Below are 26,081 nucleotides of genomic sequence, written 5' to 3'. Positions count from 1 at the left end.
AATCGAGAACTTTAGATTTCTAAAAATTCGAATGGAGTTTGCATATCCCCCTCTGTCCAAGTGGCATATTGATTAAATAGCTTTTCCAATCGAATCGCATAAGCATCTTTAATTTGTTGGATTTGATTGTACGTCAGTCTTACAGGTTTATTATTTGCTGCAATCCAGACCGTCTCTTTATCCAGCATATTATTTCGCTCTGCATACCATAGCGTTTCATCCATGTTGTTCCGGTCAACTTGGCGAACTTGGAACTCATATCCATGAATAAAGATGTTTGATAGTTGTATTTCATCTCGCAAAGCTTGCGCCTTGTTCCGATGAAACTCCGCGATCACATTATCAGGCTTTCTCTCGACAACTGGCGTCTTGGTAACAGTAAACTCTTCATCATTGACCAAATAATCGTATTCACCATTATGAGTGTAATAATTAGCGTCGTATGACACTTCAATTACTTCATAAACGGCGCGGCGATTTTGCATATCGATCACTGGCCGCGCTGGTGGCAACGTGGCAACTTCTTCACCATCTTCGCCAATAGTGATTTCAGGAACAAAGTTCTCTACATCCACCAGCCATTGAAGATATTGATCGTGGTTTACTTGAAAATCTTCCCAAGCAATTGCTCGTTCAAGCTCTGGCTTAACAAGTTGCTCCCAAGACTTACCCTCCCAGCGTCTTTGGTTTGCATCCTGATAAGTAATTTCTTCAGGCTTATTAAGAACGATAACCGTGTATTGCTCAGTTATAGGGGAAGTTTCCTCCCCCTCTGCGTAGCCAATCACTCGTTCTCGAACATCTTCAGCATAATAATGCCGGATATTCTCATCAATATCGGTTAGAGCTGTGTAGTCGGTATCAATGATCATAAATCCACCCCACTAACTTGAGAACCAGCACGAGCTTTGTTCTTTGTGTAGCCGTATGGAATTGCCAGCTCATGCGTACCATATAGACATAAATCACCATTGAGATTCTTATATGTCCCAACCTCACTTACGATTCGCAGTTTTCCATCATCACCCCATAAGTCCGACTGTGAACCATATACGACCAAGAAAGGATCTCCCGTTGGAGCTGTGATATACACAAAGCCTTTTCCGTTCTCTAACCACACATCCCCCCAAGACGCAGTAAAAGACTTAACGCAGCGAAGCAACTTATTACCCAAAGCATTTGTAATACTTGGATCGGTTAAATAAAACTGACCAGCAACACCATCAGTCGCAGTGTTAGTGGACGTAATTTTGGTTACATTCAACGACGAATAGCTACCAACCCAAATCAACTCATTGAATGATAGATTTAAATTGGCCTGTTGGTTGTTTGAACTCTGACTCCACAACACTTTGATTGCTGAATCATCATAAGCTGGTTCACCTAGTGCAATACATTCATGCGTTGGCGAGAAATCAGGGTTACTAGCAAAATATCCATCAAGCAACGTACATTTGTTCAGCTTCACTGCTTGGCTGTGTGGATGCTTCTGCGAGTAGCCACTAACAACTTTGTTTATAAAACTTTCCCGTAATAATCCACCACGAGTACGATCATTAAACATCGTTGCGTAAACATCACCGACGCCATTAGCGCCATTTAATATAGGCTTGATGTTTGCTGATTTAGTAAGTTTTGCGCTAGCAGTATAAGAATGTAATGCAACGCGAGTTGATGGGATTGCAGAACTGTTATCACGCGCATTTAATGATGAAGCGAACGTATAAGTTCCGGTTTGCCAAGCTGCGTCACCGTCGCTCCAATACATTCGCAGATCCTTATCCACCGCAACGTGAGTCATCGGAAATTTATTTGCCACCAATGTATTGTTTGGAACAACCGGAATCCAGCCACCAAGCCAACCATTTGCTAGTTCAGTTTTAGCCAAAATGCGCTCTGGCGAACCAAGCACATCAATCATATTGAAATTGCCCGATATCTCAAAAGACGCATAGTCACCAATAACACCACAAATAACATCCCCAACAGCGTTACCTAACCTATCTTCCATTTCTAGGTAGTAATCAAGGTTAGTGTTTCTGTATATCTTCTTAACTTTCCTTACCACGCCATTGACGATCAAGCTACCAGAACACTCTACACCTTGTGCAATGCTGCTAGCTGTTGGGATCCAATCTGTATTTCCCAATAGCTTATTAGCCTCAATCCGCAAATAAGTACCATGAGCGGCGCTTACTGTGTATTGAGGAACAAACGAACGCATACGGGGAAGATGTTCTTTACCACGATAAGTACCTTCGATTAGCTTTTGGAAAACCTTAGCTGCTTCATCTTTGCTCCCCATATCCCAAGCAGATAAACGGTAGTCAATTACACCACCTTGACCTGAAGCATAGATAGCATCGTAACGTTTAGCATCAGGACGACCGTAATGACTTGATGCAATAGAACCACCATAAACGCCTGTGGTGTTCGAGAATGCAAAACACTTTTGTACGTTGATAAGATTCCTAGCACCTTCACCTTCATACCATTTAGAGTAACCGACACCGTCAGTTCTCCACGTTGCCGAACCCATAGGGTTAAAGCTTGGATGATAAGCACCTTTGTTTAATCGAGGAACTACACCGCAAACATAGAAATAACACTCACCGTTTACTGCGTAAGAACCATCTGAAGCATGAGAGAAACGAACTTTATACGCGCCCAAACTTTCATCTGGACGAATAGGTTCAACGTTGCCATCAAAAACGCCATACCCAAGAACATTATTAGGTTTACCGAATGAAGTGCCATTACCTCCGAGTACATCTTTAATGCCCTGTGGATTAACCACCGAACAGTTACCAAACACGCCGTAGAAATGTAAATAGTGTTGTGTTGCATCGACAGGACTAAAGCCTTCCCAATCCCCATTACCTGCACCTGCAATAGTTCTCTGACGCACACGCCATTGAACAAGGCGTCCATCATCAAGTAAATAAATGTTGTGTTCAGGATTAGAAACTAAAGCTCTCTTCTGCTCATCCGTTGCAGCCCAAAAGTCAACGCCTTTACCTTTTGAGCCTGTATCACCATCAAAAGCGGCATAATAAGTTACAGGTCGATTAGAGCCTGTAGTAGCAATACCTTCCATTGTGGAAGCAAGCGACTGAATACAACCATAAGGATAAACAAATGGATTGGACTCGCTGATTTCTTCTAAGAAGAACTCAAAACCAAACATATCAACACGCTCAATAACCACTTCTTCGGTTACTGGCCGCACATAATGCAACTTAAAGTGAGCAGTACCATTGGCGGCTGCACTATTCGCTATAAAGCGAATTGTTTTTGAGCTTGATTCTGTCGAAGTGAAAGTACATTTGTAAATGCCAGTCTTTCTAGGGTAATACCATGCTGTGGTACTATCCTCACCATCACTCGGTGACAAGCTAGTACAACCGCGCAGTGAAATACCTTGACCAATCTGACCGCCGCTATTAACTATTTCAAAACAGATTTCGTATTTCTGACCAGCCACAAGCTCAATCGGAAGATAAACACCAGACCACGCAGAAACATAGCTAACAGCTAGAACACCATTGCCTGCATTATCAATAGTCGCATCGGCAGTAGATGGACGCCAATACTCTAAGCCGAGACGCAAATCAGCGTTTTTACAAGCTCCCTCAAATGCACGAGCAACTGCTTCATTACTATTAGCAGCAACATCCCCATACTTAGGATCAGCTTCCTTAGACAAATCTAGATTAACTTTACCAGAACCACGACAGTTACCAGTGGAGTCATAAACAACTGCGCCGTTCGGGGCTTCAGGAAACTTAATCGAAGCCCTTGGTTCAAACGCATCGTTGATATTAATCAGTTGCGAAATAAAGCCTGCGATATGCGTAACGGCATGGTTAGTTTTTGACGTTCCTGAAGCATTGGTGACCTTACCTATTCTTAGGCTATTTGGTGAATCTAACTGCGACCAAAGCCCCTCATTGACAGGAACATAATTACCAGAACTATAGTGACGACCAAAATCAACGAATCCACTAGCCGCAAACTGTTCACTAGCTAGCATTCGTGCTGCTTTCATGTTTGCTTCGCTTTGGCAATAGATTTGCCAACCAACATAACTACCGGATTTAATCTCTTCCGCTACTTGCTTTGTTTCATTCGCTAAGGCTTCAGTTTGCGTTTTCAGGGTTTGAGCATCGGTTTTACTTTGTGCTGCGCTTGTAGCTGAAGCAGCCGCTTGAGTAGCCTTTTGTGTTGCCGTTGATGCTGCTTGTTCGGCGCTCTGTTTTAGTGAAGTCATTTCACTAATTGCTGCGGTTGATTGCTGCGAAATGGCTGCTTTTTCTGTGGTAGCTAGATCCGTGATTTCGGTTTTGCTTGCACTAACTAAGGTGTTAATTGCACCCTTGCTCGTATCGGTAAGTGACGTAATGCTATTAGTGCCACCAGCCACTAGATCTGAAATTTCACCCTTACTCGTTGTCGTAAGAGTCGTAATATCTTTCTTGCTCTGAGTAGCAAGAGCCACAATGTCACTTTTGCTTTTGGTAGCTAGCGCCGTTATTTCACTTTGACTCGTAGAAGAAAGTGAAGAAATGCTGTCCGTTCCACCAGTAATAAGCTCGGCAATATCGCTCTTACCAGTAGTTACTTGCGCAGAAATCTGGCTCTTACTTGTCGTAACCAGTGTTGTGATTTCGCCCTTAACGGTAGTCGCTTGCGTAGCAATAGCCGTACTAATAGCAGTAGCCTTGGCATCAATTTCAGTTTTTGATGTACTTACAAACTGCTCAATATCTGTTTTGGTTTGCTGAACTTGAGAGGCTTTTAAATCCACATCGCTTTTTGCTTTGTTCACTAAAGCCAACGTATCCGCCGCATCAGCCGCATAGCTCTTCGCTGAATACTTGCCAGGTTCAACTTCGACACCTTGCGCCGCATTAGAGTATTGACGAACAAGATCTAGAGCTGCCTGTGTATTAGCTAGATCGTTTTTAATACTTTCAGACTGAGCGATCAGGTTTGTGATATCTGACACCAGTGTTTGAAGTGGCACAACCTCTATAGTTGAGCCGTCATCGGTGTGAATAAGAACCTTGTCAGCCGTTGATGTGTAATAACCTCGAAGGTCATCAAGCAACACTTGTTTTGAGTTGATAGCCGCCGCGACCATTGCGGCCACACGAGTTGCAATAGTTACTGAAGTATTTCGAATGATCGCATACTCACCATTTGCTGGTGGAACGCCAGTAAATGGTCTGAACAGTGACAAATGTTCGTTATCGGTGATCGATTCGACCTCATAAATACTGCCAGCTATGAACATGATATCGCCAGCTAGCGGTTTATTTCCGGCATCAACCCATAACGTACCAACGCCTACAACCTCTTTTGAGCCGTCGGTTACAGTTACCGTACCTCTTCGATACCAGCTACTACTCATTGTGCTCTACTCCAATTAATTAGCGTGGTTGGTTTTTGATATCAGCGCTCTTTTGTTGAACGATGCTATCTGCTTGGCTCTTGTCGCCTAGCATTGTTCTAAAGGCGTTTAATGCTGTGGTTGCACGAGCGGCGTTAGCGGTAAACTCCGCATCCTCACTAAATGCGCGGTAGACAAGCCACTCAATGATTGCGTTGTCGTACATCGGGTTTAGTTCGCATTTGGTTTCAGAGTCGTAATCGCTTTCAGTTATTGGCGTAGGCACTTTTGCAAATACGCACTCAATGGTTGTTCCAGAAACTACCGGAGGATACATATAAAACGTGGTTGGATTTCGGTCATCGTAAAGCCACGCTTTGGCCGTGCTAGCAAGAGGCTCTGAACGCCATTCAGGGCGATAATCATCAAGCATCTTCAAATCCACATTGCCAGAAATGGCCGCGCCGCCTTTATTTCGCAGAACATCAACAACAAAACGAGCACCTACTGGAATTGTCTGAGTTGAACCCTCAACACAAACAAAGTCCTCATTGGCCGTTAGCGCATCAGATCGAATTGCTAGGATTGCTCGAACTGCCGAGTTGAACGCATCAACCCAAAACGCTTTATCCCAACGGATCATGTTTTTATCGACAACGAGACGAGCTGCCTCATCGATCAAGTGTTTGACCGGAGTGTTATTAGCAGACATACACACCTCTAGTAGAAATTGTGCTTGCGCACTTTGTTTTTGAATGAATTGAAGTTGTCTTTGCTTAGTCGGTAAGCGCGGCGATAACCCTCTATAAATTCACGCTCGTACATCAACGCGAGATCAGGATTAAACCAATTTGTACCAACCTGTAGTCGGAGGCGGTAAGCAGCGCCAGCCGCTAGAGCTTCGCCGTAATTTTCAACTAGGTATGAATTAAGGTTGTTCTCATCGAAATTTAGCTTTGGTTTTAGTACCGCCGTAACGGTCACCACATCAAAGTGATTCGTGAATGTGAACTCGTTGGTTACAGGATCAAAAACGTAGTCGTCATTGACGTAAAGCGGAGAACCGCAATTACTCACTACGCTGTCAATTTTTAGAATTGCTGAATCGGTAGGAATGCCAGCAACCGGAATTTGCACACCAGACACAACGGCGGTCAATTTGACCTTTGTTTTTAGGAACTCTGATTTCTCGCAAAACTCGCGGTAAGAGTCGCGCAAGGCGTCATCCATCATGATATCGACAACGCCAGCGCAACGCTGACGCACTAACCGATATAAATCAGATAGTGCGCTCATCATTAAGCCTCTGGAATACCGTGTTTAGCGTGTAGCTTGTCACGCACTGCCATGCGTAGAGCTGACGCATGTGTTTCGCCTTCTGGAACTTCCAACGCTAACGGATCAATCGGAAGCTCTTCTGCTAGGATAACGGTTTCAAGTTTCGCCTTGGTGTATTTGGAAATGTTGACGACTTCACCATCAACCATAACGAGCCAAGTGTTTGCTTTCTCTTCTTCAGCTTTTAGTTGCGCCGCTCGTTCCGCTAGTTGCTGGCGCTTTTGTTCTTCAGCTTGTAGGCTCTCGATTAGAGACTGAGCACTTTCAGGAGTAGCAAAACAAGATTTGATTTGCAGTAATCGGTGCGCCACTTGTTCCGGTACGCTGGTTGGTTCGCCACGGTTAAAGTAGTAGTCACGGCCAAGCGTGTTTACTTTTTTAATTGGCTTTTCACCGATCCAAACAATTTTCTTTTCTGCTGTCATAGTCAATACCCTTATGTGTATTCGATGTGTTGAGCTGCGGCCATTGCCACGGAACATATAAAAAAGGCCAGCCAATTATCTGACTGGCCTGTTTTTCAACAGAGTGGACTATCTTAGATAGTGCCGACTGAAGTGGTGTAAATCGCTAGACGGATCTTGTCTTCCGTAACTGCGGCACCTGCGAACGTTAGAACAAGACACTTATCTTTTTCAGCAACATCTTCTGACGGAAAGTATCCAGCCGCATCAGACGACAACGCACCTTTCGGAACTTCCGTGGCCGTACCGATCACATCTTCTAGCTTGGTGCCAACTTGAGGCGCATGAATACCATCACCTAGCAGCACTTCATTAAGCGATGCTTGTGCAGTCAAACTAGTAACCGCTTCGCCTTTGGTAAGAATCTTAACTTCCACCAGCTTCACGCCAGCCTCAAGGCTTGCTGCGATAACCGAGTCACCATCAGCAAGTGCCGGAACTTCAGCGAACATCACTGAAAGGTTACCGTGAGTACCGTTGTAGACGTTTTGCTTAACAGCTGGTGATACTTTAACTGCCATTGCAATTCTCCTTTGATTCCGATGAATAAAGGCTGGCTAGATAGCCAGCCAGTCACTTATTACTTAGATAAACCGCCAACGGCTGTATCTAGCACCATTACGCCGTAGTCATTGATTCGGCCATTCTTCTCTTGGAAGCGAACTTTCTTAACGCCGCTCATCCAAGCGATAGACGTTTCACGACCGTTGCCGTGGTCAACCTTCTCGGTGTGCATAGAGAACTGAGCACCGCTTGAAGATTTACCGTAAGCCACTGCTAGCGCTTGGCCGCCAAGTAGGATTGCGCGGTCAATTACGGTAGCTGCTGTAGCTTCAGTTTCAGTGCCGTTGCCGCTTGCTGCGCCAACTTTCACTTTAGAGCCAGCATTGAAACGTACTGGTTTGCGGTATTGACGAACCAAGATATTGCGCCACATTAGGCGGTCACCTTGGAATAGTGGATGCTTAAAGCCTTGCGAACGGTTAACCGCATTCGCGATCAGCTCTTGCACTTTGCCAGCACCTTGAACGTCAGCCCATAGGTCGGCCCATTGGCGCGGAGTAACAAATAGAACGTAGAAAGGCGATTCACCGTAAAGCTCATCTGCTTCGAAGCGGATAGGCTTGATTGGATGTGCCATTTCTTCTAGGTAAAGCGCAATTTCATCGATCTTCGCTAGGGTTAGCGTGTCGGCTGCCACGATATCTGCAATACCTGTTGCGTCACCACCGAAGAAGTGGCGATCCGCTGTAGGAGCGGTAACAGGGTTAACCATGATTTCACCAAACATTGGATGATCCGCAGTTGGAACAATCATGTCGGAAGGCATGAAGTCACCACGCGCACCAGCTAGGTGATACGTTGCGATTTCATCTTGTAGATCGTTGAAGTAGTTACCAAGCATTGTACGAGCTACTTGAAGTAGGTTTTGCTTGGTGCGTTGTTGAGCCATCTTACCGCCTGAATCGACGTTATGACGGCCTTGGTTAATGACTAATTCAAACTCAACTTTTGATAGAGACTCGCCACGACCTTCGATTTTTTTATCGCCCATCGTTGGCATACCGCCCAAGTTGTGGAACAAATCCATTTCAACTGTGTCACCAGCCTGTTTTGTAAGGTCGGTGATCATTACAACTGGCGCACCAGCTTCAGTTTGAGTTTTGTTTCGGTTGCGGTCTGCTGGCACTACCTTTGGAGCTTTACCAGTTAGCATGTTTACAAAAGTGTTTTGGCGGCGCGTATGAGTAAACAGCGCGGCACCAAACGCTTTAGCAGCTTGAGCTTTAGTGATAGTAGTCATTATGAAATCCTCGACTAATCTAGAGCTATCACCGCTTGAGCTAGGAACTCTTCAACCTTCTCTGGCGACATATTGGCAAGTGATTGCTCAAGCGCTAGTGCGTCTTGATTCAACAATGCCTGATTAGCTGCCGCCGTAGTGTCCAGTGAAGAACCACCTAGACTAGACGGTGAATTAGGTACAACGGTTTGTTTTTCTGCCGTTTGTTGAGGTTGCTGCTGGCCTTGCTCGGCTTGTTTCTGTGCCTTTTCAGCATCAATTGACGCTTGAACCGGATCACCGAAAGCGGCCTTCACTCGGCGTTGCACTTCTGCAAAGCGTTCTTTTAGTGGCATGGCTTGGAACGCTGGATCATTCTTGAGCTTGTTGTCGATAACTAGGGCCATATCCCAACGGTCACGGTCACTCGATTCCCAAGTGCGAAGTTCTGTTAGTTCGTCAGCGTTTAGCGCGTTAGTAACTTCGTTAACTCCGTCATTGGCTTCTTGTTGAGTGGTCGCAGCCTTACTTTGAAAACGCTTAACTAGCGCCGTTAGTAAATTTGCTGCCGTTTCTGGCAACTCATCACGCAGCGCATTGAGTGCATTTTCATCGTTCAGCAATTCTTCAGGTAGCTTTTCAGGCGTAATGCCAGCTTCTTCTAATTGCTTGGTGTATAGCTGTAGTTTTTCCTTGGCGGTTGTAGCTTCACTTAACTGTTGCTCTAGCTCCTGCATACGGCTTGACGCTTCGCTCGCCTGATTGCGAGCCTTTTCTAGAACTGCATAAGGAATCGTATGTTTACCGTCCTTACTTGCTACCGCTGCATTGTCTGGATCAACTTCAATGTAGAGCTTGCCGTCAATCTCTCGAACCCCAATGCTATCTTTGGCCGCATTCGTTTTAGGCTCTTGGCCCTGTTCTGATTTATCTAGGTTGGCGTCACCTTTTGGCTGAGTAGTGTCAATAACACTTGGTAGTGCCTCATCTTCCTCGCCTACGCCCATTTCGTTATCAGTCGAATGGTTGTCTTGGTCATTTTCACCGCTGAGAACGCCCAAATCGTCATCTAGGTCAATTTCATCTAGCAGTGCGTCAATGTCTTCGACGTTGCCAGTTAATAGTGCTTGGTCAAGTTCTATAGTCATAATCCCCTCATGTGCGCTTATCGCTGCGCTTGCGTTTGGTTTGTGCTTATCGCCGCACTTGCGAACAAGAAAGCCAGCTAACGCAATCGCGCTAACTGGCTTTTTTATGTTCTCGTGTTGCGTTAGTTTTTCGCCGCACACTCAATTTGCTGATAAATGTACCACAAATTTACGAATGCAAACTAAAAATTAACGTTCGATAATTATCTAGGCGTAACGAGTCTCACCTGATTTAGTAAACAACAGGATTGCATTCTCTGGTGCATCTTCTGGTAAGTTGAACACATCCAAGTGCAACCAACTCACACCTTCTTCCATTCTCGTTAGATAAGGGAATCGGTCTTTGTGTTTAATAATCAAATCACGCAACTCTTGAGCCGTGTAATGATTACTAATTAAATCAACAGCTTGCCCTCTGCCATGCGCAGAGAATGGAGTGAAATATTTGTCACTCGCAAGTCGCAAACCTGAGTAACCACGAGATCCACCAGCTTTCCAGTTGTTACAGATAAGCGCCGCTTTCTTCGGATCGATTTCACTAAGCAGCGTTCGCAGCTCATCAATGGTGATCAGCAATCGAGCATCCATACCAAGCATGGCCTTTTCACCACGCGCCTGATAAGCAGCTTTGCTCACAAGTTCCCAAGTCTTGAACCATTTAGGTCGATAGCTTCTTAGTCGTTTGTCATACATGGCTTTTCTCTCCAAACAATTACGTCTTATGCGCTCATCTTTCTGTAAGCTTCTAGCTTGTAGATCTCTTCGAATGTGTTGTTAAAACTCACTTGTCGGCCAATCTGGTCACGCCAGTTTTCAGGGTCGATACAAGTTGCTGGTTTACCAACAACAACAAAGCCGCCTTTCATCTTGATGCCGCAATACATGAATTTATTACCTGCAAGCGTGACGGTTTGAAAATCAATCTCTTCAATTCGATCAACAATGTCTTGAGGCTTTACACGTTGCCAGTGCAACCTAGCTCTTCCATCATTTCTTGAATTTCAGTATTCGGCTTAAACTCGGCTGGTAATTTCATTTACTTACTTCCCCCACTTCATAAACTTCATTGGTTGCTTTGTTCGACCTAAGCCCTGCATCATCGTTGAGCCTAGCCAAAACACGATAGCCGTTGAGAACGCGCCCATTACCTGACCTGCGATCATGATAATTAGTTGCTCGTATGATTTTGGAACCGTCCACCAAAACAATGAGCAAAACATACCTGACACCATGACACACAAGATCAGAGTTAACGCTGAAGGCATCCAGTGATCGCCGTGTGCGTCTCTCGCGTCTTGTGTGTCTGTTAGCTGCATAGATAACTGGTTAAGCGCCATTTCTTGCAACTTAACTGCGTGTTGATTCTGAAACTCAATAATCTTTGTTAGAGCTTCAGGGTTTTCTATCAGCTCTTTGATAACGGCGTCCGGTGTATCTTTGACACCAAGAACGCCAGCGATCAGAGTACCTATTGTTTTACCAGTGGCACCGCCAAGTAATGAACCAACCAAAGGGGCGGATTCGCCCACGATGTTTTTAACTTGTTCCCACACTTCTAGTTACCTCTTACATTTAGATTTGAAGGTTTAGCAATTGCTGGTCGATGTTCGCTAATATTGCATTAACTGTGCTATCTGCTTGTGCTTTGACTTCTGCGACCTCCTGTAAAACTTTCGCAGTTTCGGCCTCAACCTTGTTGTCTTTAACGTCTTGGCTTTCTGCATCACGTTGTAGTTTGGCAATCTTGGCCTGTAGTTCTTCAACCTTGGCCGCGCCTAAAGCAACCTCGTTTTGTAGCTGCTGCATTTGAATTTCAGCCATTTCTTGCTGCTTGCGTTGTTCTTCCTGCATAGCTGCTTGTTCTTCTGGCGTCATATCTTCCGGCGCTTTTGGAATGTTTAGAGTTTGTCTGATACGGTTCAGGATCTCTTGCTTGTTAGGTACATCCATTAACTCGACAACCATATCTAGCGTTGCCATTTGAATTTGTGGTGGCAACTGAGCAACTAGCGCGGTTAGTTGTTGAGCCATTTGAGCGCGGAATGTGGCAGTTTGCTGGATTGGAGCTTGAGCGATATGACCTTTCCAACGCTTAACGTCGTTGGTCACTGTGCCGTCGTCATTGGTCACGTTTAGGTGAATGACTTTTCGCTTATGGGCGTCTTGCTTGTTGATAGTTACAGCGATATTGCTTTGCTTCGCTAGGTCTTCGATTAGATAGGCCATTAACAGATCAGCAACTCGTGTTCTCGAATAGTGATAGTTGTCATTGATCTCTGCTAGCGTAGTCGCGCCTTGTTCCACTAGAGAGTTAATAGCCACTCCGCTGGTGGCTGAAGAGTCTTGGCCCAACATTGCATTGTAGATACCAGCAACGTCTTGGATTTGCTTCATTGAGTCCTGCATAACAGTAAACTGCTGACTCGCAATATTGAAATCTTGCTGAATCTGGATAGCTTCACTGATTGATTTCTTGTTCTTGCGATCAGGGTTTAACTCAATGTAACCGTCTGCGCGTTCGACCTCTTCTAGCAAGTCCTCGCGGCTCATGTTGGTTGCGTCTTGGTCTGCAATGACACGTTTAGCTTGTAGCAACCACGTAAGCTTCATACGACGATAGTTGATCTCATCTTGAGCACTAATCATTCGGCTTACAACACCATAAGGTTGGCCGGATTTATCCATTCGATAACCGAAGAACGGAACAATTGGAAAGTATCCGCTCGGTGCAACTGATTTACGATCAATAATTCTATGAATACCAACAAACCACGCTTCGCGTACTGCTGACCATGTAGCAATTCGTGGTTTAAATGTACCCATTTTTACGCCAACGGCTTGAGCGATATTATTTGGATTGTATTCAACTGTTCGGCCATTCTTTAGGTCGATGACATAACCGCGTCTAAATGTACGGTAGTAGATAACCTGTAAGCAGATACGGCCACGCGCCTGATCTAACCATTCAGACGTATTTCGATCCCAACTCTCAAATTCATGGTAAGCAGCAAGCAAATCTTGGTCTTGCTCTTCGTAGCTTTCAAGGTTTGCAAAGTCTTCCCAATTATTCATTGCTTGGCGAATGATTTCGGCGTGTTCAGGGAAATGAGCAATAGCCTCGTCAACGTCTACCCAACGTTTACGCAGCAACCATCGAGCATCAGACAAGTCGGCCTCTTGAGCGTTCCAGTCCCACCACATTTCCTGACGGCGAACTGGCTTGATGTTGTAGCCACCACCATAGAAAGGATCGTCATTTCTGGTAACTTCTACCCAACCAATACCAGCTTTAATTTGTGAAGCGTAAGCGTCGGCATTAGCGCGATCAGCTCGTGCAAGCCGCCACGCATCTTTAAACTTCTCCTGAAGTGCATCGCGTAGCTCTTCGCCGTCATCGTCATCGGCTGTAAGTACAAGATCAGTTCGTGTTCTTGCTTCCATACCTAAAACGGCGTCAATAGCTGGCGCTATTAGGTTATTGATAATGATCGGTTGTCCACGTTCTTCGTAGACTTGTTTTACTTCCGGCGCTAGTTGGTTGCCGTCGTAGTAATCACAACACTTTTGCGCTGGGTCGCGCCAGTTTGGTTGTGCTTCCACGTTTGAGACTAATCGGCGTAATTGAGCAAGGTTAAAGCCCTTGCCGTCATGCTCCGCATGGTCTTCATTCCAAGCCATAAATTCTCCCCTCACTTAGTACGCCAATCGCTTGATCGCTTGGTGCGTGGCTGTAACTTGGTCATGGTTCTAGGCATTCGAACAACCATTTCTAGCGCAATCGCATAGCTCATCACTTGGTCATCAAATGCGCCTTCAATTGCGTTCATGCTTCCTTTGGAGTCATAAACGTAGGTATTCAGCTCTGTAACTGTCCCGATCCATCGAATGCCCGACGTATTATTGCGCAATTGCTCATTTAAGTTTGAAATAATTATCGGCTTGGATTTACGAGTGGTAAGCCAGCCTAATCGCCCTGTTTCTTCGTCCTCATCTTCCTTGTCGTGGTGTTCTTCTTGGTAGATTCTGGATATTGGATAGATATCGCGTAGAACGTTTAAAACGGCGTGGCCGTGGTTGTTTCGTTCTGGCGCAGCGTAGGCCGCTCTACCGTTTTTACCTGCGTACATCTTGCCAATGATTGCGATAATCTTTGCAAACTGATCTGTGTCGATATGACCAAACCAATGAGCAACTTGATTGCCAGTTTCGTCCAGCACATCAATTGAACCTCTGTCCCCATGTTCCAGACCTTCCGCAACGTCAGCGCCAAGGGCGTAATCCTTTTCTGGATCAGGCAATTCCCAAATAAGCAAATAGCCCTGTAGTCCGTTCTGCATGTTCTCGCTTTTACCTTCACGGTTTACGCTATCTCGAACATCAAACATTGCGCCTGTCTCTGGATTAACGTCATAGACAAGCAACGGCTTGGAGCAAGCTGACTCCGCAGCCATACAGGAAGGAGCGCTAAATACACGACGGCCTGACGTTAAGAACGCCTCTTGTGGTGTACTTGGATACTCTTGTTTTGTGTACTCTTCGTAGTGGTTATAGGTTTCGACATACCACTGCTTTTGCTCATCCGTTAACGGTCTACCCAAGTGACGGATCACGAATGGCTCAATCGACTTAAAGTATTCAATAAAGTATTTGGATAGCTTCAATCCGCCTAATGGCAATGGTGAGTAATATCTAGGATGAGTGAACCAAGGAATGAATCTAAAGTGGAAATCTTTAGCACCCAACTTCACTCCGCTATGTGCTCGTTCCTCGGCTTTCTTACACAACTCAAAAAAGAGTCCTGCCGCGCCTTCTGCCGTCGATTCAATAAAGAGTTTGCAACCTTCGTGAACAGTAGGCATCGAACCTGTTTGGATCTCTTTGGCCTTTTGTGGGTAACCTGCACAAATACGGCCCAACTCTGAAATATGTAGAAACTGCAACGTACCGGAACGGAATGACGTTGCAACACGGATTCGTGAACCATTGGAAAAACTGAGTCGGCCACCGTTAGCGCCACCAGCTCGTTGAACTACACGAATGCGAGAACGCAAGTAATTTGGCAAATTGTTATATGGAAAGACAACCTTTGTCTGGAAGATAGCGCCAGCACTTTCCAAATCCTGCGCGATAATACCTGCGGCATAGTTCTTATTGAATAAACACGAGTCCAGCGCGTACAAGTCGATAAAGGTACTAAAGCCCAACTGACGCGCTTTAAGAATCAATTCAAAGGTATGGGCTGTTTCAAAGAGATCTCTCTGAGCGTCACGCATTCGAAACGTGACAACGCGACCTTTATCATTCTCTATCTTGTAAAGGTTGTTTAAGCGCCATTCCTTACAGGTCATATAGTTCCTGAAGTAACGGCGCTTCTCTGGCCGTGAAAGCGCTTTGAATTGCTGATCGGTAAGCGCTGGCATAACTAGGTTTATGCCACGGCCATTAATAGAATCCTTATACGGCTGAATACCATCATTCATCATCGTTCAACACTCCACCTTTATCTTTGAAGCGCTGAATGATTTCATCGTCATCCAAATCTTGAACTTCATCTAGCAACATACCTAGATCATCATCGTCGCCTAGACCTTCACGTTGTTTCTGGTCGAGATCATGACGAGCAAGCGCAGCTTGAGCCTTAGCCTTGTCAGTATTCGCTTCGGCCAACGCAATGCCTTTGCGTTTAAGGTTGGTATCAACTTCGACTTGTGTGGTTTGAGCGATAACCTTGCTTATTGCTCGATTGGTTAATCGACGGTTCGCCATTTGGCCCTCTAAATACTCAAGCTTTCCGGTGTGGTGGCAAACCATGCCAAAACTCGACTCGATTCGTTTCTCAAGTCGGTCAATAAACTCCTGCTCTAGTTCTGTAGGTTTATCGCCACGTTCTTCCAGCTCTTTGAGGAAGTCAGCTAATTCATCTTTGTATTGCGTGTAGCACTCAAGCGCCTGAAGAGCGGCAAGCTTATGCACTTCTAACTTAAATTCGTCATCGACTTGATGAGAGTATTTAACTAGGTTGCCAAATGCTTTAGTCATCAAGCCATGCACGAAAGCGTTGCTATTTCCCTTTGGAGCGCCAGCGCCAGCTCGACGGCCACCGTGTCCATTTTTGGCACTTGATTGATTCGCGGTTTTCTTGCGTTTGATTTTGGTTTTGGGCGGTGTGATCCCTTTGGGTTGTAATTTTTCGCCCTGAACTTCTTCGTTGTTCGCGTTCTGTTCGCTTGGTTTGTTCTCTTTTCTCTGTAACAGTTTGTTATTTAAGTACTTTCTTGCTGTGGAGTAGACTAAACCATTGCGAACACAAAACGTCTTAACGTCAACGCCAGTTTCTTCGTATTCGATAAGGTATTGTTTTTTAATGCGTTCCCAATTAATTCTCGCCACTTCTCTAACTCCGAGTGTTCAATTGCGTCAACATATTATCACTGTTCAGTGTTCACCGTTTTCGATCGATGATCAAAGGCGCGTTCTAACCAGCCTCTAAGCTGGCCTAAGTTGTCCGATGCAATCTCAATAACAATCCAGCCTAAAAGCTGCGCTTCGTTCATCTTCTCTCTGTCGTTTGCAAAGCCAACGCCGCGAGTGTGACGCCCATTTGAATGAGTACCGCCGTGAACCTCCAAGGCAATCTTTAAGTCGGGCCAAGCGTAATCCATTCGCCATTTGCGAGTCGGATGAAATAGAACTTCAGTTTGATATGGTGGCAAGCCGATAAGGTTGCGCTGAACACGCGCATGTAGCTTCTGGTAAGCCTTGCTAATGTCCCTTTGCTGTTTGGTCGGTGTTTTGGCTTGGCTTTCGATAAAAGCCTTTCCTAAGTGTCTGACGGGGATATAAACGGCCATATCTATTCTCACCTGTGAACCTTATGACACGAATGATAACAAAAAAGCCAGCATTAAAGCTGGCTTGTTTATTTTAAATATATGTTCGAGGATTATTTTTCACCCTTAAACACATTTCGTTTACGAAAGATGAACATCCCTATAAAAAGAATGGCAAAGTATTCCACGGCTATTAAGATGCAATTGAACATTTCTTGAGTCATTGCTTCAGCGTTCATGCTAACAACCTCCCGAACAAATAATTACTCTACATCTACATGGTTCATGTGGAACTCAATCAGATATTCCTCATCTTCTTGGTAGAACTGCAAAGAGTAGTCTGAGCGTTCGATACATTTGAATTTGCTGTTCTCTTCCATATCCGGCGCGTAAAAGTCGTATTTCTTGTTTAGGAATGCTTTCACTCTATCTTTGCTAGAGAAGTAATTAGTATGCGTTGATAGCGGTTCACCTCGCTTAGTAGAAACGCGCACCACTTCATAGATAGTAATGCCTTGGCGGTATTCTGGACGCTCACACTCAAACACTTCTAGGCGGTTTTGCTTCCAAGCAAGGGCTTTGATTGCGTTACCCTTAACGGCTTCCAATGCTTCACGCGCTTCGTTCTCTGAATCCCAAGAACCACACCAGCAGTAAGCAATGTCTAAGCAATCTTGTTGGATTGGTGACGCTTCGTTGTAGAAGTTACAAACGGCCTTTGCAGTTGCCTCAACGCCAGATTTAGAAAGATTCATTAGTAGATTGCCTGTTTGCGCCACCAGCTCTTTAAGATCAGCAATAGCAGCAGTAGCCAGTTTGATTTGTTTTTCTTTTAAGTTGGTCATTTTGGTCATCCTCGTGTCGAAAGGTGCAATTTTGTTTACATGTAAAATATAGCTCCGTTGTTTTCGCTTGTAAACAAAAAGACACGAACGAAAACATTTTTTTGAGGATGACCAAAAAAGCCGCTATTGCGACCTTTAGGCATAAAAAAACCGCCTCGAAAGGCGGCTTTTAATCATCAGTTTTATAAGAACCGGATGCAGTAGTCCACTAGAGTTTTCTGCAAATCTTGCTTATCACTAATCAAAACCATGGCGTAAACCGTATCTGTCGCATCGTCGTATTGATAGATAAGTTTGAACCCATCAAAACTAAACTGACGAAAGTGATACACTCCAAGCTGAGTTAGCTCATAACAAGCCGGATATATGGCCGGATTGCTCTCAACGTTCTGCTCGAACGTCTCAATCAAAGTTTCAATTCTCTCTACTACGCTAGTGGAATCATTCCATTGTGAGTAGTAGTCAATACGTTCTTCTGCTGTGTTAGCGAACGTTTCCGTATAAACAACATTGGCCATCTTATGGTCACCTTATGATTTCTTGGCGGCCAACCTCTCCTTAAATGAACTCGATGACATCGTGCGACCTTGAGCTACGTCCTTGCTACTGATAGTAACAAGCTTCATCAAGGCTACTGCTTGATCGCGCTTTAGTCGTTCTTCGTATGATTCCACCACATAAATCGGCTTACCGTTTTGTGTGATCGTCATCGCTTCATCTAGTGGGAGATCGGCTGCATTTTTCTTTAAATAGCTTACCGTCTCAGTTCGCATGGGTTTCTTCCTTCGGTATAAGAATGTAAACCAGCTAAATTTAAAAGTTAGTCTGGGTTCATTTGTTTGCGTTACTAACTATACACCAAAATCTATATTAGTCCAAATTTAAACTAAATTTAGCTCACACCCAACTCGGATTGATCGATTAAGTGCTCTTTATGCTTATTAACCATAAAACGACTACTTGAAGGAGCTTTTGCAATAGGCATTGCAAACTCATTTATGCCCTATTGTTGGTTTTCACTGAAGCGAATTAACTTCATCTGGATGAAAGTCTCCCTTGCCGACGGCTATCCGAGGTAGTCGAAGTAAGCTTTTAAACTATCCGTCAGTTTGCAATCTAATATCCATCACTTCTCATTAACCTATTGATTATCAATTGAACTGTAATTGGAAAGATTACATGATAGAAGTATGGAAGACGGCTAAAATCCGTATGGAAAGCGTTATATTTATCAAAAATGGAGAGTAAACTGAATGAGTGACGGAAAGTTCATATTGAGCACTGGTGGCGAAGAGATACTTTTGTCCATTACCCCAGACTATTACGCTTTGATTGTGACTGGTGCCATCGGTTTAGGAAGTATTTTAACTTCCATTGCAGTAGTTTGGATCACTAGAAGAAATCAAAAAAGTCAAAGCCAAGAGAAAATTGCTGAACTCAGGCAGGCTTGGGTAACCGAGTTGCGGGAAAATATGTCTCAGTTTATATCAATAGCTTACTTGGTTGCTGTAAATGGACGTCAAACCAGCAACTATCAATTAACAGACGATGCAAATAGAAATTATAAATTACTATTTTACTATAGGTCTAAGATATTGCTCATGCTAGATGCTGAAAAGGAATATACTAAAGTTTTGAAATCACTGATGAAAGATGTTACCTCAAGTGTTGGAAAGGAGGACGCAAACAGCCTCAAAAATCTAGGTAGTTATGCAAGGGCACTGGAAGAACAATGCCAGTCTGTGCTTGAAAAAGCATGGAATGACATCAAAACTGATCTAGCAAAATAAATATAACAAAGCGTTCAAGACGGATTCCCAACGCTTGGCATTTTCGGCTTACTTCAGTTTAAGTGTTTATGTCACAATGGTTTAGCTAGGGTGGTTGGCGTTGCTCACCACTTAACGCGGCGTTATGTGCTTAAATGCCTAATTTGGGCTACCTCGCATACTAAGTACTGGTTTTCAGCAACGGCTTCGATTGTAGAGTAGGATTCCCGAAAGCATGTATGGAGTTCATAGCTTATGAGTACTTGGAAAAGCAAAAGATTAAGCCGGTGGAATCAGACCCGACAAAAAGGGCGGTGTAGCTACGTTTTGAAAACTACCTTAATTGCAGGTGGTTCGGTATTGTCCGGCAAAACTGTTGGTTTTAGCCTATTTGACAAAACTAGAACGTGGACTGAGTTCTGGTTTGATTTCGGTTTATCAGCGGTGGTTCTGTTAGTTCTTGGAGTTGCTCTAAGCTTAATAACGTGGAGTGTTTCAGAATCTTGGTATAGGCGAGAAGTGAATAAACAAGAACGCACATAACAAAGCGTTTAAGAGGGATTCTCAACGCTTGGCAGTTTTGGTTCAAAGTTTAGCTTTTGTGTGTATGGCACAATGGTCTAGGTCGGGTGGTATAGCGTTGTTCACCCCTTAACGCGGCGTTAGCAATAAAGCACTCGTAGGAGAATATAGATGGCATTTTTATCAGGGGGAGCGCAACCTCCTACAAAGGAAAAACTTGGTGATGGTGTCGACTCTTTGCATCATACAACTAAGAGGTTACTGACATTCCATAAAAAACGTTTTCACGACCTAGATTCATTTGAAAGAATGTATAACGAATCAATTGCAGAAGATGGTACAAATCAAGATCAGAGAAAAGGTCACCTAATTAAAGCTTATAAAGACCTTTATGACCATCATCACAAATTCGTTGATGAGGAGGTACTTATCTCGCGTATGGAAAGAAATGCTCAATTGAGAAACACTTTTTTTAGAGGAGTAACCACTTTAGTTATTGGTTTCTCGGTCATGTTTGTATATTTCATTGCAGTGAAATTAGAAATCCCAATGCCACTGTTGCGTATCGGTTTGTAAAATATTGCTAACAATAAATTTAAGAGTGATTCACAACGCTCGGCACTTTCACTTCAAGCTAATTTAGTGTTTATGGCACAATGCGTTAGGTAAGGTGTTTGCGTTGTTCACACCTTAATTTGGCGTTAGCCATTTTGCAGTAAATTTGGAGTATCGATGGAAAATACTTGGGCTTCTGGAGCATTAGAATTGCTCCGTCATGCAGATTCTCATATTGAATTAGGTTCAGCATTCGATTCGCGGATAGCTTTCATCAGCATTGATAACTCCGTTGAAACGTCAATACGGACGTTCTTGTCATTACCTGAAAAATTATCTGGTTTTAGGTTCCCTCGTAAGGAAAAAGACGAGGCAGGTAATAGCTTCCCCAAAATGGTCGAGCTTTTGTTCAAATATGCTTCATCTAAGCTTATCGGCTTAGATGAGGGTGATATAGAGCATTACCACCGAATTAGGAATCAACTCTACCATGACGGTACAGGCTTATCCGTTGATAGCCGCTACTTAAAAGCGTATCGACAAATCGCTGCGGTGTTACTGAATAACCTATTTGGTGTTGAAACCGAGAAAGTAAACAAAGCGGTTAGTATTGAAAACCTAATATTGTTGTGGAATCAGCTTGAATCAACTATCCATACTAAGTTCAAACAACACAATATTTCTGCTGGTCACACATTTAAGTGGGAGCAACTTGAGAAAACTGGTGAAATCAGTTGGGAGCAGTTTGAACGGTTTACAAGACTGAGAATGATCCGAAATCATCAGGTGCATTCTACTACCGAAAATTTTGACTATGAACAGTTAGAAATAGGTGTAGGTTTGGCTGAGGCACTACTCGGTGAGTTAAATGGCTAACAAAGCGTTTAAGACGGATTCCCAACGCTCGGCATTTTTGGTTTGCTTCAGTTTAAGTGTTTACGGCACAATACTTTAAGTGTAGTAGTATGCGTTGCTCACCACTTAACGCGGCGTTATGTTAATTAATTGGAGTTATAAGTGACTGATAAATTTGCTAAGTTTGGTTTTAAGCCTATGGTATATGAAAACCATCTAAGTCACCCTGTTACTGCTGGCTCAGTGCAGTATCGAATTTCTGTTTTGAGATCGGTTTTTGAACAAGTCGAAGGTTCACGGAAGCAGCATCGAGACCTGATGATTGAGCTTGATACTGTACAGCAACAGCTCACAAAGCATGATGAGACTGATGAGAACTATGACTATAGTTTTAGCGATCAACTGATAGATCTAGAGTTTAACTTTTATCGAGTTAACAGAATATCATCCATTTTGAGCATGTATGCATATTTAGAAAATACATTAAATCGTATTTGTTATCAAAAGCAGAGAGAATTTAATCTACTAATTTCAGTTTCCGACTTTTCCGGGAATGGGATATTCAGGGCTAGAAATTACTTGGAAAAGTTTAAGCTTGTCGATTTTTCTGATTCTGTTTGCAATGGCGCTTGGTCTAACCTTATTAATTTAAATAAATTGCGCAACTCCTTGATTCATGCTGAAGGTGATATTGAACAGACAAAAAAAATCACTAGTAAAACAATTCAAGGCATTAAAGGGTTAAGTCTATTTGGTTCCACAATAATGATTTCACACGATTATGTTGTTGAAGCATTGAGTGAAATTGAAAAGTTCTTGGTCTACCTCTGTCAAAATTAACATAACAAAGCGTTTAAGGCAGATTCGCAACGCATGGCATTTTCGGTTTGCTTTGAATTTAGTGTTTACGGCACAATGGTTTAGGTTCAGTGGTGGCGTCGCTCACTACTTAACGCGGCGTTATGAATTTTTAGGTAAGGTGTAATTAGTGAACTTTAATGAAAGATTAAAATGTACAACATGTGGAGGGTTAGTTGATTGCCGTTTTGGTATGTCTAACCGAGATGTTCAGCCTTTTAGGTTTGCCTGCCCATCTTGTGGATCTGGAATAGAAGTAACTGTTGAACAGGGTAAACAGCCCAAGATGTACGGCGCAGAAAGCTACCCATTGGATGGGCACTTTACTGGTGAAAACCCATTTATTGACTTGCATATTGATTTTCCAGTGTCATTTGAGCCTTATGTGATGGGGCAGACACCTTTTCTTAGAGCTATTGGTCGTATTGGACGTGAAAATTTTCAAATCCACAACTTTAGACTCGATTCGTTGAACCAGTTGTACAAGAAGCATGAAGTCATTGAGCGCTTGGTCAACTTATACAAGAGAAAAAGAAACAAAGTCCTCTCTGATCTTGCGGAGAAAGAGTTTGATGAACCTGCTAAATCGTTTAAAGACTGTGACATTAATATGATGATGTATTGTGTTATTGCGAAGGTTTTTTATCCATTTTCAACCCCAACATCTAATGCTGAAGATGTCAGTCTGTACCTTACTAAGTTCAATGATATTGTCAAAAAAGACAAAAAAATCATGGACTCATTTGTTAAAGAAATAGTTGAATCTAAATTTATTTTCAATCTTCAAGAGGATTGCTTTGAGATTTATCCGAGAATATTGGAGCTAGAACTAGCCCTCAGACCTGCACTATTCCTAGACTACGATAAAGATTATGTCGATGGAAATGAGCAAGTTCCTTATCGCGTGTCTTCACGTGAATTCAAAAATTATAAGGATCTTTATAAAGACATTTCAGAGATAATATCCAGACAAATTGTGCTCGTAGCCGGTGTTAATAATTTATTAAAACGTAGTGACCACAATAAATTCTCAGATGAGAAGATTAAAAATCTTAACGACTTTGCTAATAAGCCATTTGGTAAGAAACTCGAATTCATTGATGATACTTGGCTACCGATCTCAAAGAGTGTCGCTGATAATCAGTTGAGAAATGCGGTTGCACACTATAAAGCTGAATATGATGAAGTTTCTCAAAAAGTAATGTACTTCCCTAAACAGGAGGGGATGAAGCAGGAAAAGCCAAATGAAATTTACTTTTTAGGTTTTACACGCAAAATACTAGATTCGTATCGTTTAATGCATTCTCTAAATCAGTTAATTAAGTGCTTGTTAAACTATGAGTATTTCATGAGAAATAAAAATTCATAACAAAGCATTTAAGAGTGATTCGCAACGCTTGGCAGTTTCGCTTCGCTCAAGTATAGCCAAGCGCCGCTCACACCTTAATGCGGCGTTATACCTCAGGGAGAAGTAATGACAACAGAGATTACCCATACTCCGTTTAGTTTGAGTGAGTTGATACCTTTGATCTCAACTCTATTAGGTGCAGGCATTGCATTTTGTGCTTCATACTTTAATGCAAAACTAACTAAGGACCGTGAGTCTAAATTAGCTCAAGAGACTCGAGAGCGTGAACGAGTTGAGCGGATCTACCGCCTACTGGTGCAAATTAACAATGAGCTGTTGAATGATATGAGCCAGTGCATAAGTCATATTCATTATCAGCAACAATTTGAACAAAAGGTAGTTTCCGAACTTCCGCCATTAATTGAATTGGAAATGTTGGTTAGTCTTTATTTTCCAGAGTTAGCTGGAAACCATGAAAAATTACTGTCTGCAGTTCATACTTTTACTAAAAAAGTAATGGATTTTAGATTTAAAGATTATTCATCAGCCCCGAAGAATACAAAGCAGCATGATTGTGGAGAGCTAGTAGTTTTGTCTGCTAAAGTGGAAAGTTGCGTAAAGAGCATGCAGCTCAAGTTGAAAGACTTAGTAAAGGTATAACAAACTGTTTAAGAGGGATTCGCAACGCGTGGCATTTTCACTATGCGTTGCTCACACGTTAACACGGCGTGATATTATTGGAAGGCCGTGGTGGAGCATCAATTTAAATTTCACATCGAAAATCGCTTCACTTGATGTCCAGTATTGATGGTTTAACGCAGTGAGACCATCGCCTTACTAAGTCTACAGGGATAGAACAGCGTACACACCAATATACACAGTATGTACGCTTTACATGCCCACATTATCATTCGCTCACACGCCAAAAGACATGGTTTTTACTGAATACTCAATCTCGATGGCCGATATAACTATCGTTCCAACATGGAAAGTTTGTTTTCGATATCTTTGGCAATCACTTGCAGCTTGCTAGAAAGCCGTGATCGAATGATGCACATAAGAATCTGCTTATCTTTTTTGTACCAAGTGTAAAGCGTATTACGGCCTCGCCCCGACTCGTCCTCAAGGTCGGCAACTGTTAAACCAAACTGCTTTAAATACTCCGCTAGATCGTATCCCATAGGCTCACACCGTCTTTAGATGCTCATTACACTCTTTAATAACGTCCACCAGCTTCTCTATCGTTAAAGAGCTGGCCGAACGCCCCTCAAATTCAGCAAATAACTCATGCAATACCATGCACTTTGTTTGCTGCTTTAGAAACTTTGCTTCGTCTAGCATTCGGGTAAGGCGCTTGATTGCCTCTGCCTTGCGAATAACTAACTGAACCGCGCTTAACTTAGGCGCACTCAAATAACCGATCACGGCACCTAAATCGCGCTCTAATTGCTTAATCTCGCTCACGCTCATCGGTTTTTGCCTCTTCTTCGATATATTCAGAAACAGTCTCGTTAAAGAACACAGTAAAATCCGCACGAAAATCACTAGGAACGTCGCAACCAAGCTCCATAACGTATTCGCAAGCTTCCGAGAACTTAGGGCAATCTGGATACATCAGAATGATTTTAGCCAGTTCAAAACACGTAATTTCTGCGTTCTTTTGACTGACGGCATGATTAACAAGCGATTGCCAAGCAATGTGATTCATCACTGAGTAATCGCAAAACTGCGGCTTAGTTTGAATGGCCGCTTTAACTAGAGTCGGCAACGTTCCGGTGCGCTCTGCAATTACGTTCGCCAGAATGGTTTTCATTGAGTCGCAATTTAAGTCAAACCATAGGGCGTCAAGCTCCGCTTGGTCGCTGTAGGCTAGTTGGACGTAAGCGCTTGCAAATTCTGGATTATCAAAACCAAGTACGTCTTGAAAAACAATGGTCGCTGCGTCAATGGTATTCACTACTTTCTCCTTAGCTGTCTTGCTTACTAACTTCGCCTAGTTCGGCCTCTTCCGGTGTAACTGCGTCGATAACAGTTATCTGGCCGGACTCTTCAAGCAACTTACTGAGTCGGGCCACTTCTTCTTGTAGTTCTTTGATTTGGCTTTCTTGTTGCTTGGTTCGGAGTAAGTAGTAATTCGAGTTAGCGATACCAAAAGAAATGTTTTCCATAACGATGTTCGATACATCCTCATGGTCATGTAGAAGAGCCAAGGCTTTAGCCGCTGCTAAGGAACAAAGCTCACTAACGCTAACAGGTTGCAGCGTGTTGGCTTCCATCTGTTTAAGTAGTGATCTTGATTTCGAAAGAATCCCCTCTGCTAGTAGCTGTTCTTGCGTTGACAGTACAATCTCGCGTGTCATAGCTGGATATTTCC

Annotated in this window: 28 protein-coding genes; 6 read left to right on the top strand and 22 right to left on the bottom strand. The window is 43.3% G+C overall.

Annotated features, from left to right (window positions below; genetic code table 11):
• Positions 1 to 11: 11 nt before the first annotated feature.
• From L3V32_RS09995 to L3V32_RS09910, 18 genes are all read right to left on the bottom strand, one after another.
• Positions 12 to 872 (bottom strand): DUF4376 domain-containing protein, encoded by an 861-nt coding sequence (locus L3V32_RS09995; protein ID WP_169628560.1) that lies wholly within the window; start codon positions 870 to 872, stop codon positions 12 to 14.
• The gene (locus tag L3V32_RS09990; protein WP_237284202.1) at positions 869 to 5,413 is read right to left on the bottom strand and encodes a hypothetical protein; all 4,545 of its coding nucleotides are present in this window, start codon (positions 5,411 to 5,413) and stop codon (positions 869 to 871) included. Before L3V32_RS09990 ends, L3V32_RS09995 begins: the two co-directional genes overlap by 4 nt.
• Before the next feature lie 19 nt (positions 5,414 to 5,432).
• On the bottom strand, positions 5,433 to 6,104 hold the full coding sequence (locus L3V32_RS09985) for a DUF6682 family protein (RefSeq protein WP_031856814.1): 672 nt from the start codon (positions 6,102 to 6,104) through the stop codon (positions 5,433 to 5,435).
• Positions 6,105 to 6,112: 8 nt separating this feature from the next.
• Positions 6,113 to 6,691 carry a hypothetical protein gene (locus L3V32_RS09980; protein WP_062850815.1) on the bottom strand — a complete coding sequence of 193 codons (579 nt, stop codon included), beginning with the start codon at positions 6,689 to 6,691 and terminating at the stop codon, positions 6,113 to 6,115.
• Positions 6,691 to 7,155 (bottom strand): hypothetical protein, encoded by a 465-nt coding sequence (locus L3V32_RS09975; protein ID WP_020840888.1) that lies wholly within the window; start codon positions 7,153 to 7,155, stop codon positions 6,691 to 6,693. Before L3V32_RS09975 ends, L3V32_RS09980 begins: the two co-directional genes overlap by 1 nt.
• Positions 7,156 to 7,268: 113 nt before the next feature.
• A complete protein-coding gene (locus L3V32_RS09970) occupies positions 7,269 to 7,715 on the bottom strand; it encodes a hypothetical protein (RefSeq protein WP_025604732.1) in 447 nt (148 codons plus the stop codon).
• 59 nt (positions 7,716 to 7,774) lie between these two features.
• Positions 7,775 to 8,998: a N4-gp56 family major capsid protein gene (locus L3V32_RS09965; protein WP_237284201.1), complete on the bottom strand. Its 1,224-nt coding sequence runs from the start codon at positions 8,996 to 8,998 to the stop codon at positions 7,775 to 7,777.
• Between the two features lie 14 nt (positions 8,999 to 9,012).
• Positions 9,013 to 10,125: a hypothetical protein gene (locus tag L3V32_RS09960; RefSeq protein WP_127891399.1), complete on the bottom strand. Its 1,113-nt coding sequence runs from the start codon at positions 10,123 to 10,125 to the stop codon at positions 9,013 to 9,015.
• Positions 10,126 to 10,332: 207 nt separating this feature from the next.
• A complete protein-coding gene (locus L3V32_RS09955; RefSeq protein ID WP_025562158.1) occupies positions 10,333 to 10,818 on the bottom strand; it encodes a hypothetical protein in 486 nt (161 codons plus the stop codon).
• A 26-nt stretch (positions 10,819 to 10,844) separates the two neighbouring features.
• A complete protein-coding gene (locus L3V32_RS09950; RefSeq protein ID WP_213967218.1) occupies positions 10,845 to 11,099 on the bottom strand; it encodes a Gp49 family protein in 255 nt (84 codons plus the stop codon).
• 66 nt (positions 11,100 to 11,165) lie between these two features.
• A complete protein-coding gene (locus L3V32_RS09945) occupies positions 11,166 to 11,678 on the bottom strand; it encodes a hypothetical protein (protein ID WP_020840894.1) in 513 nt (170 codons plus the stop codon).
• A 19-nt stretch (positions 11,679 to 11,697) separates the two neighbouring features.
• Entirely contained in the window at positions 11,698 to 13,803 is a 2,106-nt protein-coding gene (locus L3V32_RS09940) for a phage portal protein (RefSeq protein WP_021822480.1), read from the bottom strand.
• Positions 13,804 to 13,814: 11 nt separating this feature from the next.
• Positions 13,815 to 15,608: a putative pyruvate/2-oxoglutarate dehydrogenase complex, dihydrolipoamide acyltransferase gene (locus L3V32_RS09935; RefSeq protein ID WP_021454674.1), complete on the bottom strand. Its 1,794-nt coding sequence runs from the start codon at positions 15,606 to 15,608 to the stop codon at positions 13,815 to 13,817.
• Positions 15,598 to 16,515, bottom strand: coding sequence for a hypothetical protein (locus tag L3V32_RS09930; RefSeq protein ID WP_237284200.1), 918 nt, complete (start codon positions 16,513 to 16,515; stop codon positions 15,598 to 15,600). Before L3V32_RS09930 ends, L3V32_RS09935 begins: the two co-directional genes overlap by 11 nt.
• Positions 16,516 to 16,553: 38 nt before the next feature.
• Positions 16,554 to 16,988: a hypothetical protein gene (locus L3V32_RS09925; RefSeq protein ID WP_237284199.1), complete on the bottom strand. Its 435-nt coding sequence runs from the start codon at positions 16,986 to 16,988 to the stop codon at positions 16,554 to 16,556.
• A 230-nt stretch (positions 16,989 to 17,218) separates the two neighbouring features.
• Entirely contained in the window at positions 17,219 to 17,800 is a 582-nt protein-coding gene (locus tag L3V32_RS09920) for a hypothetical protein (RefSeq protein ID WP_237284198.1), read from the bottom strand.
• A 182-nt stretch (positions 17,801 to 17,982) separates the two neighbouring features.
• Positions 17,983 to 18,318 (bottom strand): type II toxin-antitoxin system RelE/ParE family toxin, encoded by a 336-nt coding sequence (locus L3V32_RS09915; protein WP_020840901.1) that lies wholly within the window; start codon positions 18,316 to 18,318, stop codon positions 17,983 to 17,985.
• Positions 18,319 to 18,330: 12 nt separating this feature from the next.
• Entirely contained in the window at positions 18,331 to 18,573 is a 243-nt protein-coding gene (locus L3V32_RS09910; protein WP_020840902.1) for a type II toxin-antitoxin system Phd/YefM family antitoxin, read from the bottom strand.
• A 480-nt stretch (positions 18,574 to 19,053) separates the two neighbouring features.
• On the opposite strand from L3V32_RS09910, the gene L3V32_RS09905 reads away from it, so the two are divergent.
• From L3V32_RS09905 to L3V32_RS09880, 6 genes are all read left to right on the top strand, one after another.
• On the top strand, positions 19,054 to 19,590 hold the full coding sequence (locus L3V32_RS09905; RefSeq protein WP_237284197.1) for a hypothetical protein: 537 nt from the start codon (positions 19,054 to 19,056) through the stop codon (positions 19,588 to 19,590).
• Between the two features lie 672 nt (positions 19,591 to 20,262).
• Positions 20,263 to 20,667, top strand: a complete 405-nt coding sequence (locus L3V32_RS09900; protein WP_237284196.1) for a hypothetical protein — start codon at positions 20,263 to 20,265, stop codon at positions 20,665 to 20,667.
• Between the two features lie 156 nt (positions 20,668 to 20,823).
• On the top strand, positions 20,824 to 21,522 hold the full coding sequence (locus L3V32_RS09895; protein ID WP_237284195.1) for a hypothetical protein: 699 nt from the start codon (positions 20,824 to 20,826) through the stop codon (positions 21,520 to 21,522).
• A 141-nt stretch (positions 21,523 to 21,663) separates the two neighbouring features.
• Positions 21,664 to 22,341, top strand: a complete 678-nt coding sequence (locus tag L3V32_RS09890) for a hypothetical protein (protein ID WP_029810779.1) — start codon at positions 21,664 to 21,666, stop codon at positions 22,339 to 22,341.
• A 148-nt stretch (positions 22,342 to 22,489) separates the two neighbouring features.
• Positions 22,490 to 23,728: a hypothetical protein gene (locus L3V32_RS09885; protein WP_237284194.1), complete on the top strand. Its 1,239-nt coding sequence runs from the start codon at positions 22,490 to 22,492 to the stop codon at positions 23,726 to 23,728.
• A 105-nt stretch (positions 23,729 to 23,833) separates the two neighbouring features.
• Positions 23,834 to 24,367, top strand: coding sequence for a hypothetical protein (locus tag L3V32_RS09880; protein ID WP_206972390.1), 534 nt, complete (start codon positions 23,834 to 23,836; stop codon positions 24,365 to 24,367).
• Positions 24,368 to 24,678: 311 nt separating this feature from the next.
• Here the strand turns inward: L3V32_RS09880 and L3V32_RS09875 are convergent, their stop codons facing one another.
• The 4 genes from L3V32_RS09875 to L3V32_RS09860 are packed head-to-tail and all read right to left on the bottom strand — an operon-like array spanning position 24,679 to position 26,067.
• Positions 24,679 to 24,888, bottom strand: coding sequence for a hypothetical protein (locus L3V32_RS09875; RefSeq protein ID WP_020840915.1), 210 nt, complete (start codon positions 24,886 to 24,888; stop codon positions 24,679 to 24,681).
• 4 nt (positions 24,889 to 24,892) lie between these two features.
• Positions 24,893 to 25,177: a hypothetical protein gene (locus tag L3V32_RS09870; protein ID WP_021453067.1), complete on the bottom strand. Its 285-nt coding sequence runs from the start codon at positions 25,175 to 25,177 to the stop codon at positions 24,893 to 24,895.
• Complete coding sequence (locus L3V32_RS09865) at positions 25,158 to 25,664, bottom strand: hypothetical protein (RefSeq protein WP_237284193.1); 507 nt, start codon at positions 25,662 to 25,664, stop codon at positions 25,158 to 25,160. The genes L3V32_RS09870 and L3V32_RS09865 overlap by 20 nt, the downstream gene beginning before the upstream one ends.
• Before the next feature lie 10 nt (positions 25,665 to 25,674).
• Positions 25,675 to 26,067 carry a hypothetical protein gene (locus L3V32_RS09860; protein ID WP_020840918.1) on the bottom strand — a complete coding sequence of 131 codons (393 nt, stop codon included), beginning with the start codon at positions 26,065 to 26,067 and terminating at the stop codon, positions 25,675 to 25,677.
• Positions 26,068 to 26,081 lie beyond the last annotated feature (14 nt).

This window comes from Vibrio sp. J2-4 (assembly GCF_021728155.1).
Taxonomy (GTDB): Bacteria; Pseudomonadota; Gammaproteobacteria; order Enterobacterales; family Vibrionaceae; genus Vibrio; species Vibrio diabolicus.
The sequence above is the reverse complement of the archived record's forward strand: the minus strand, read 5'-3'. Positions and strand labels throughout refer to the sequence as shown.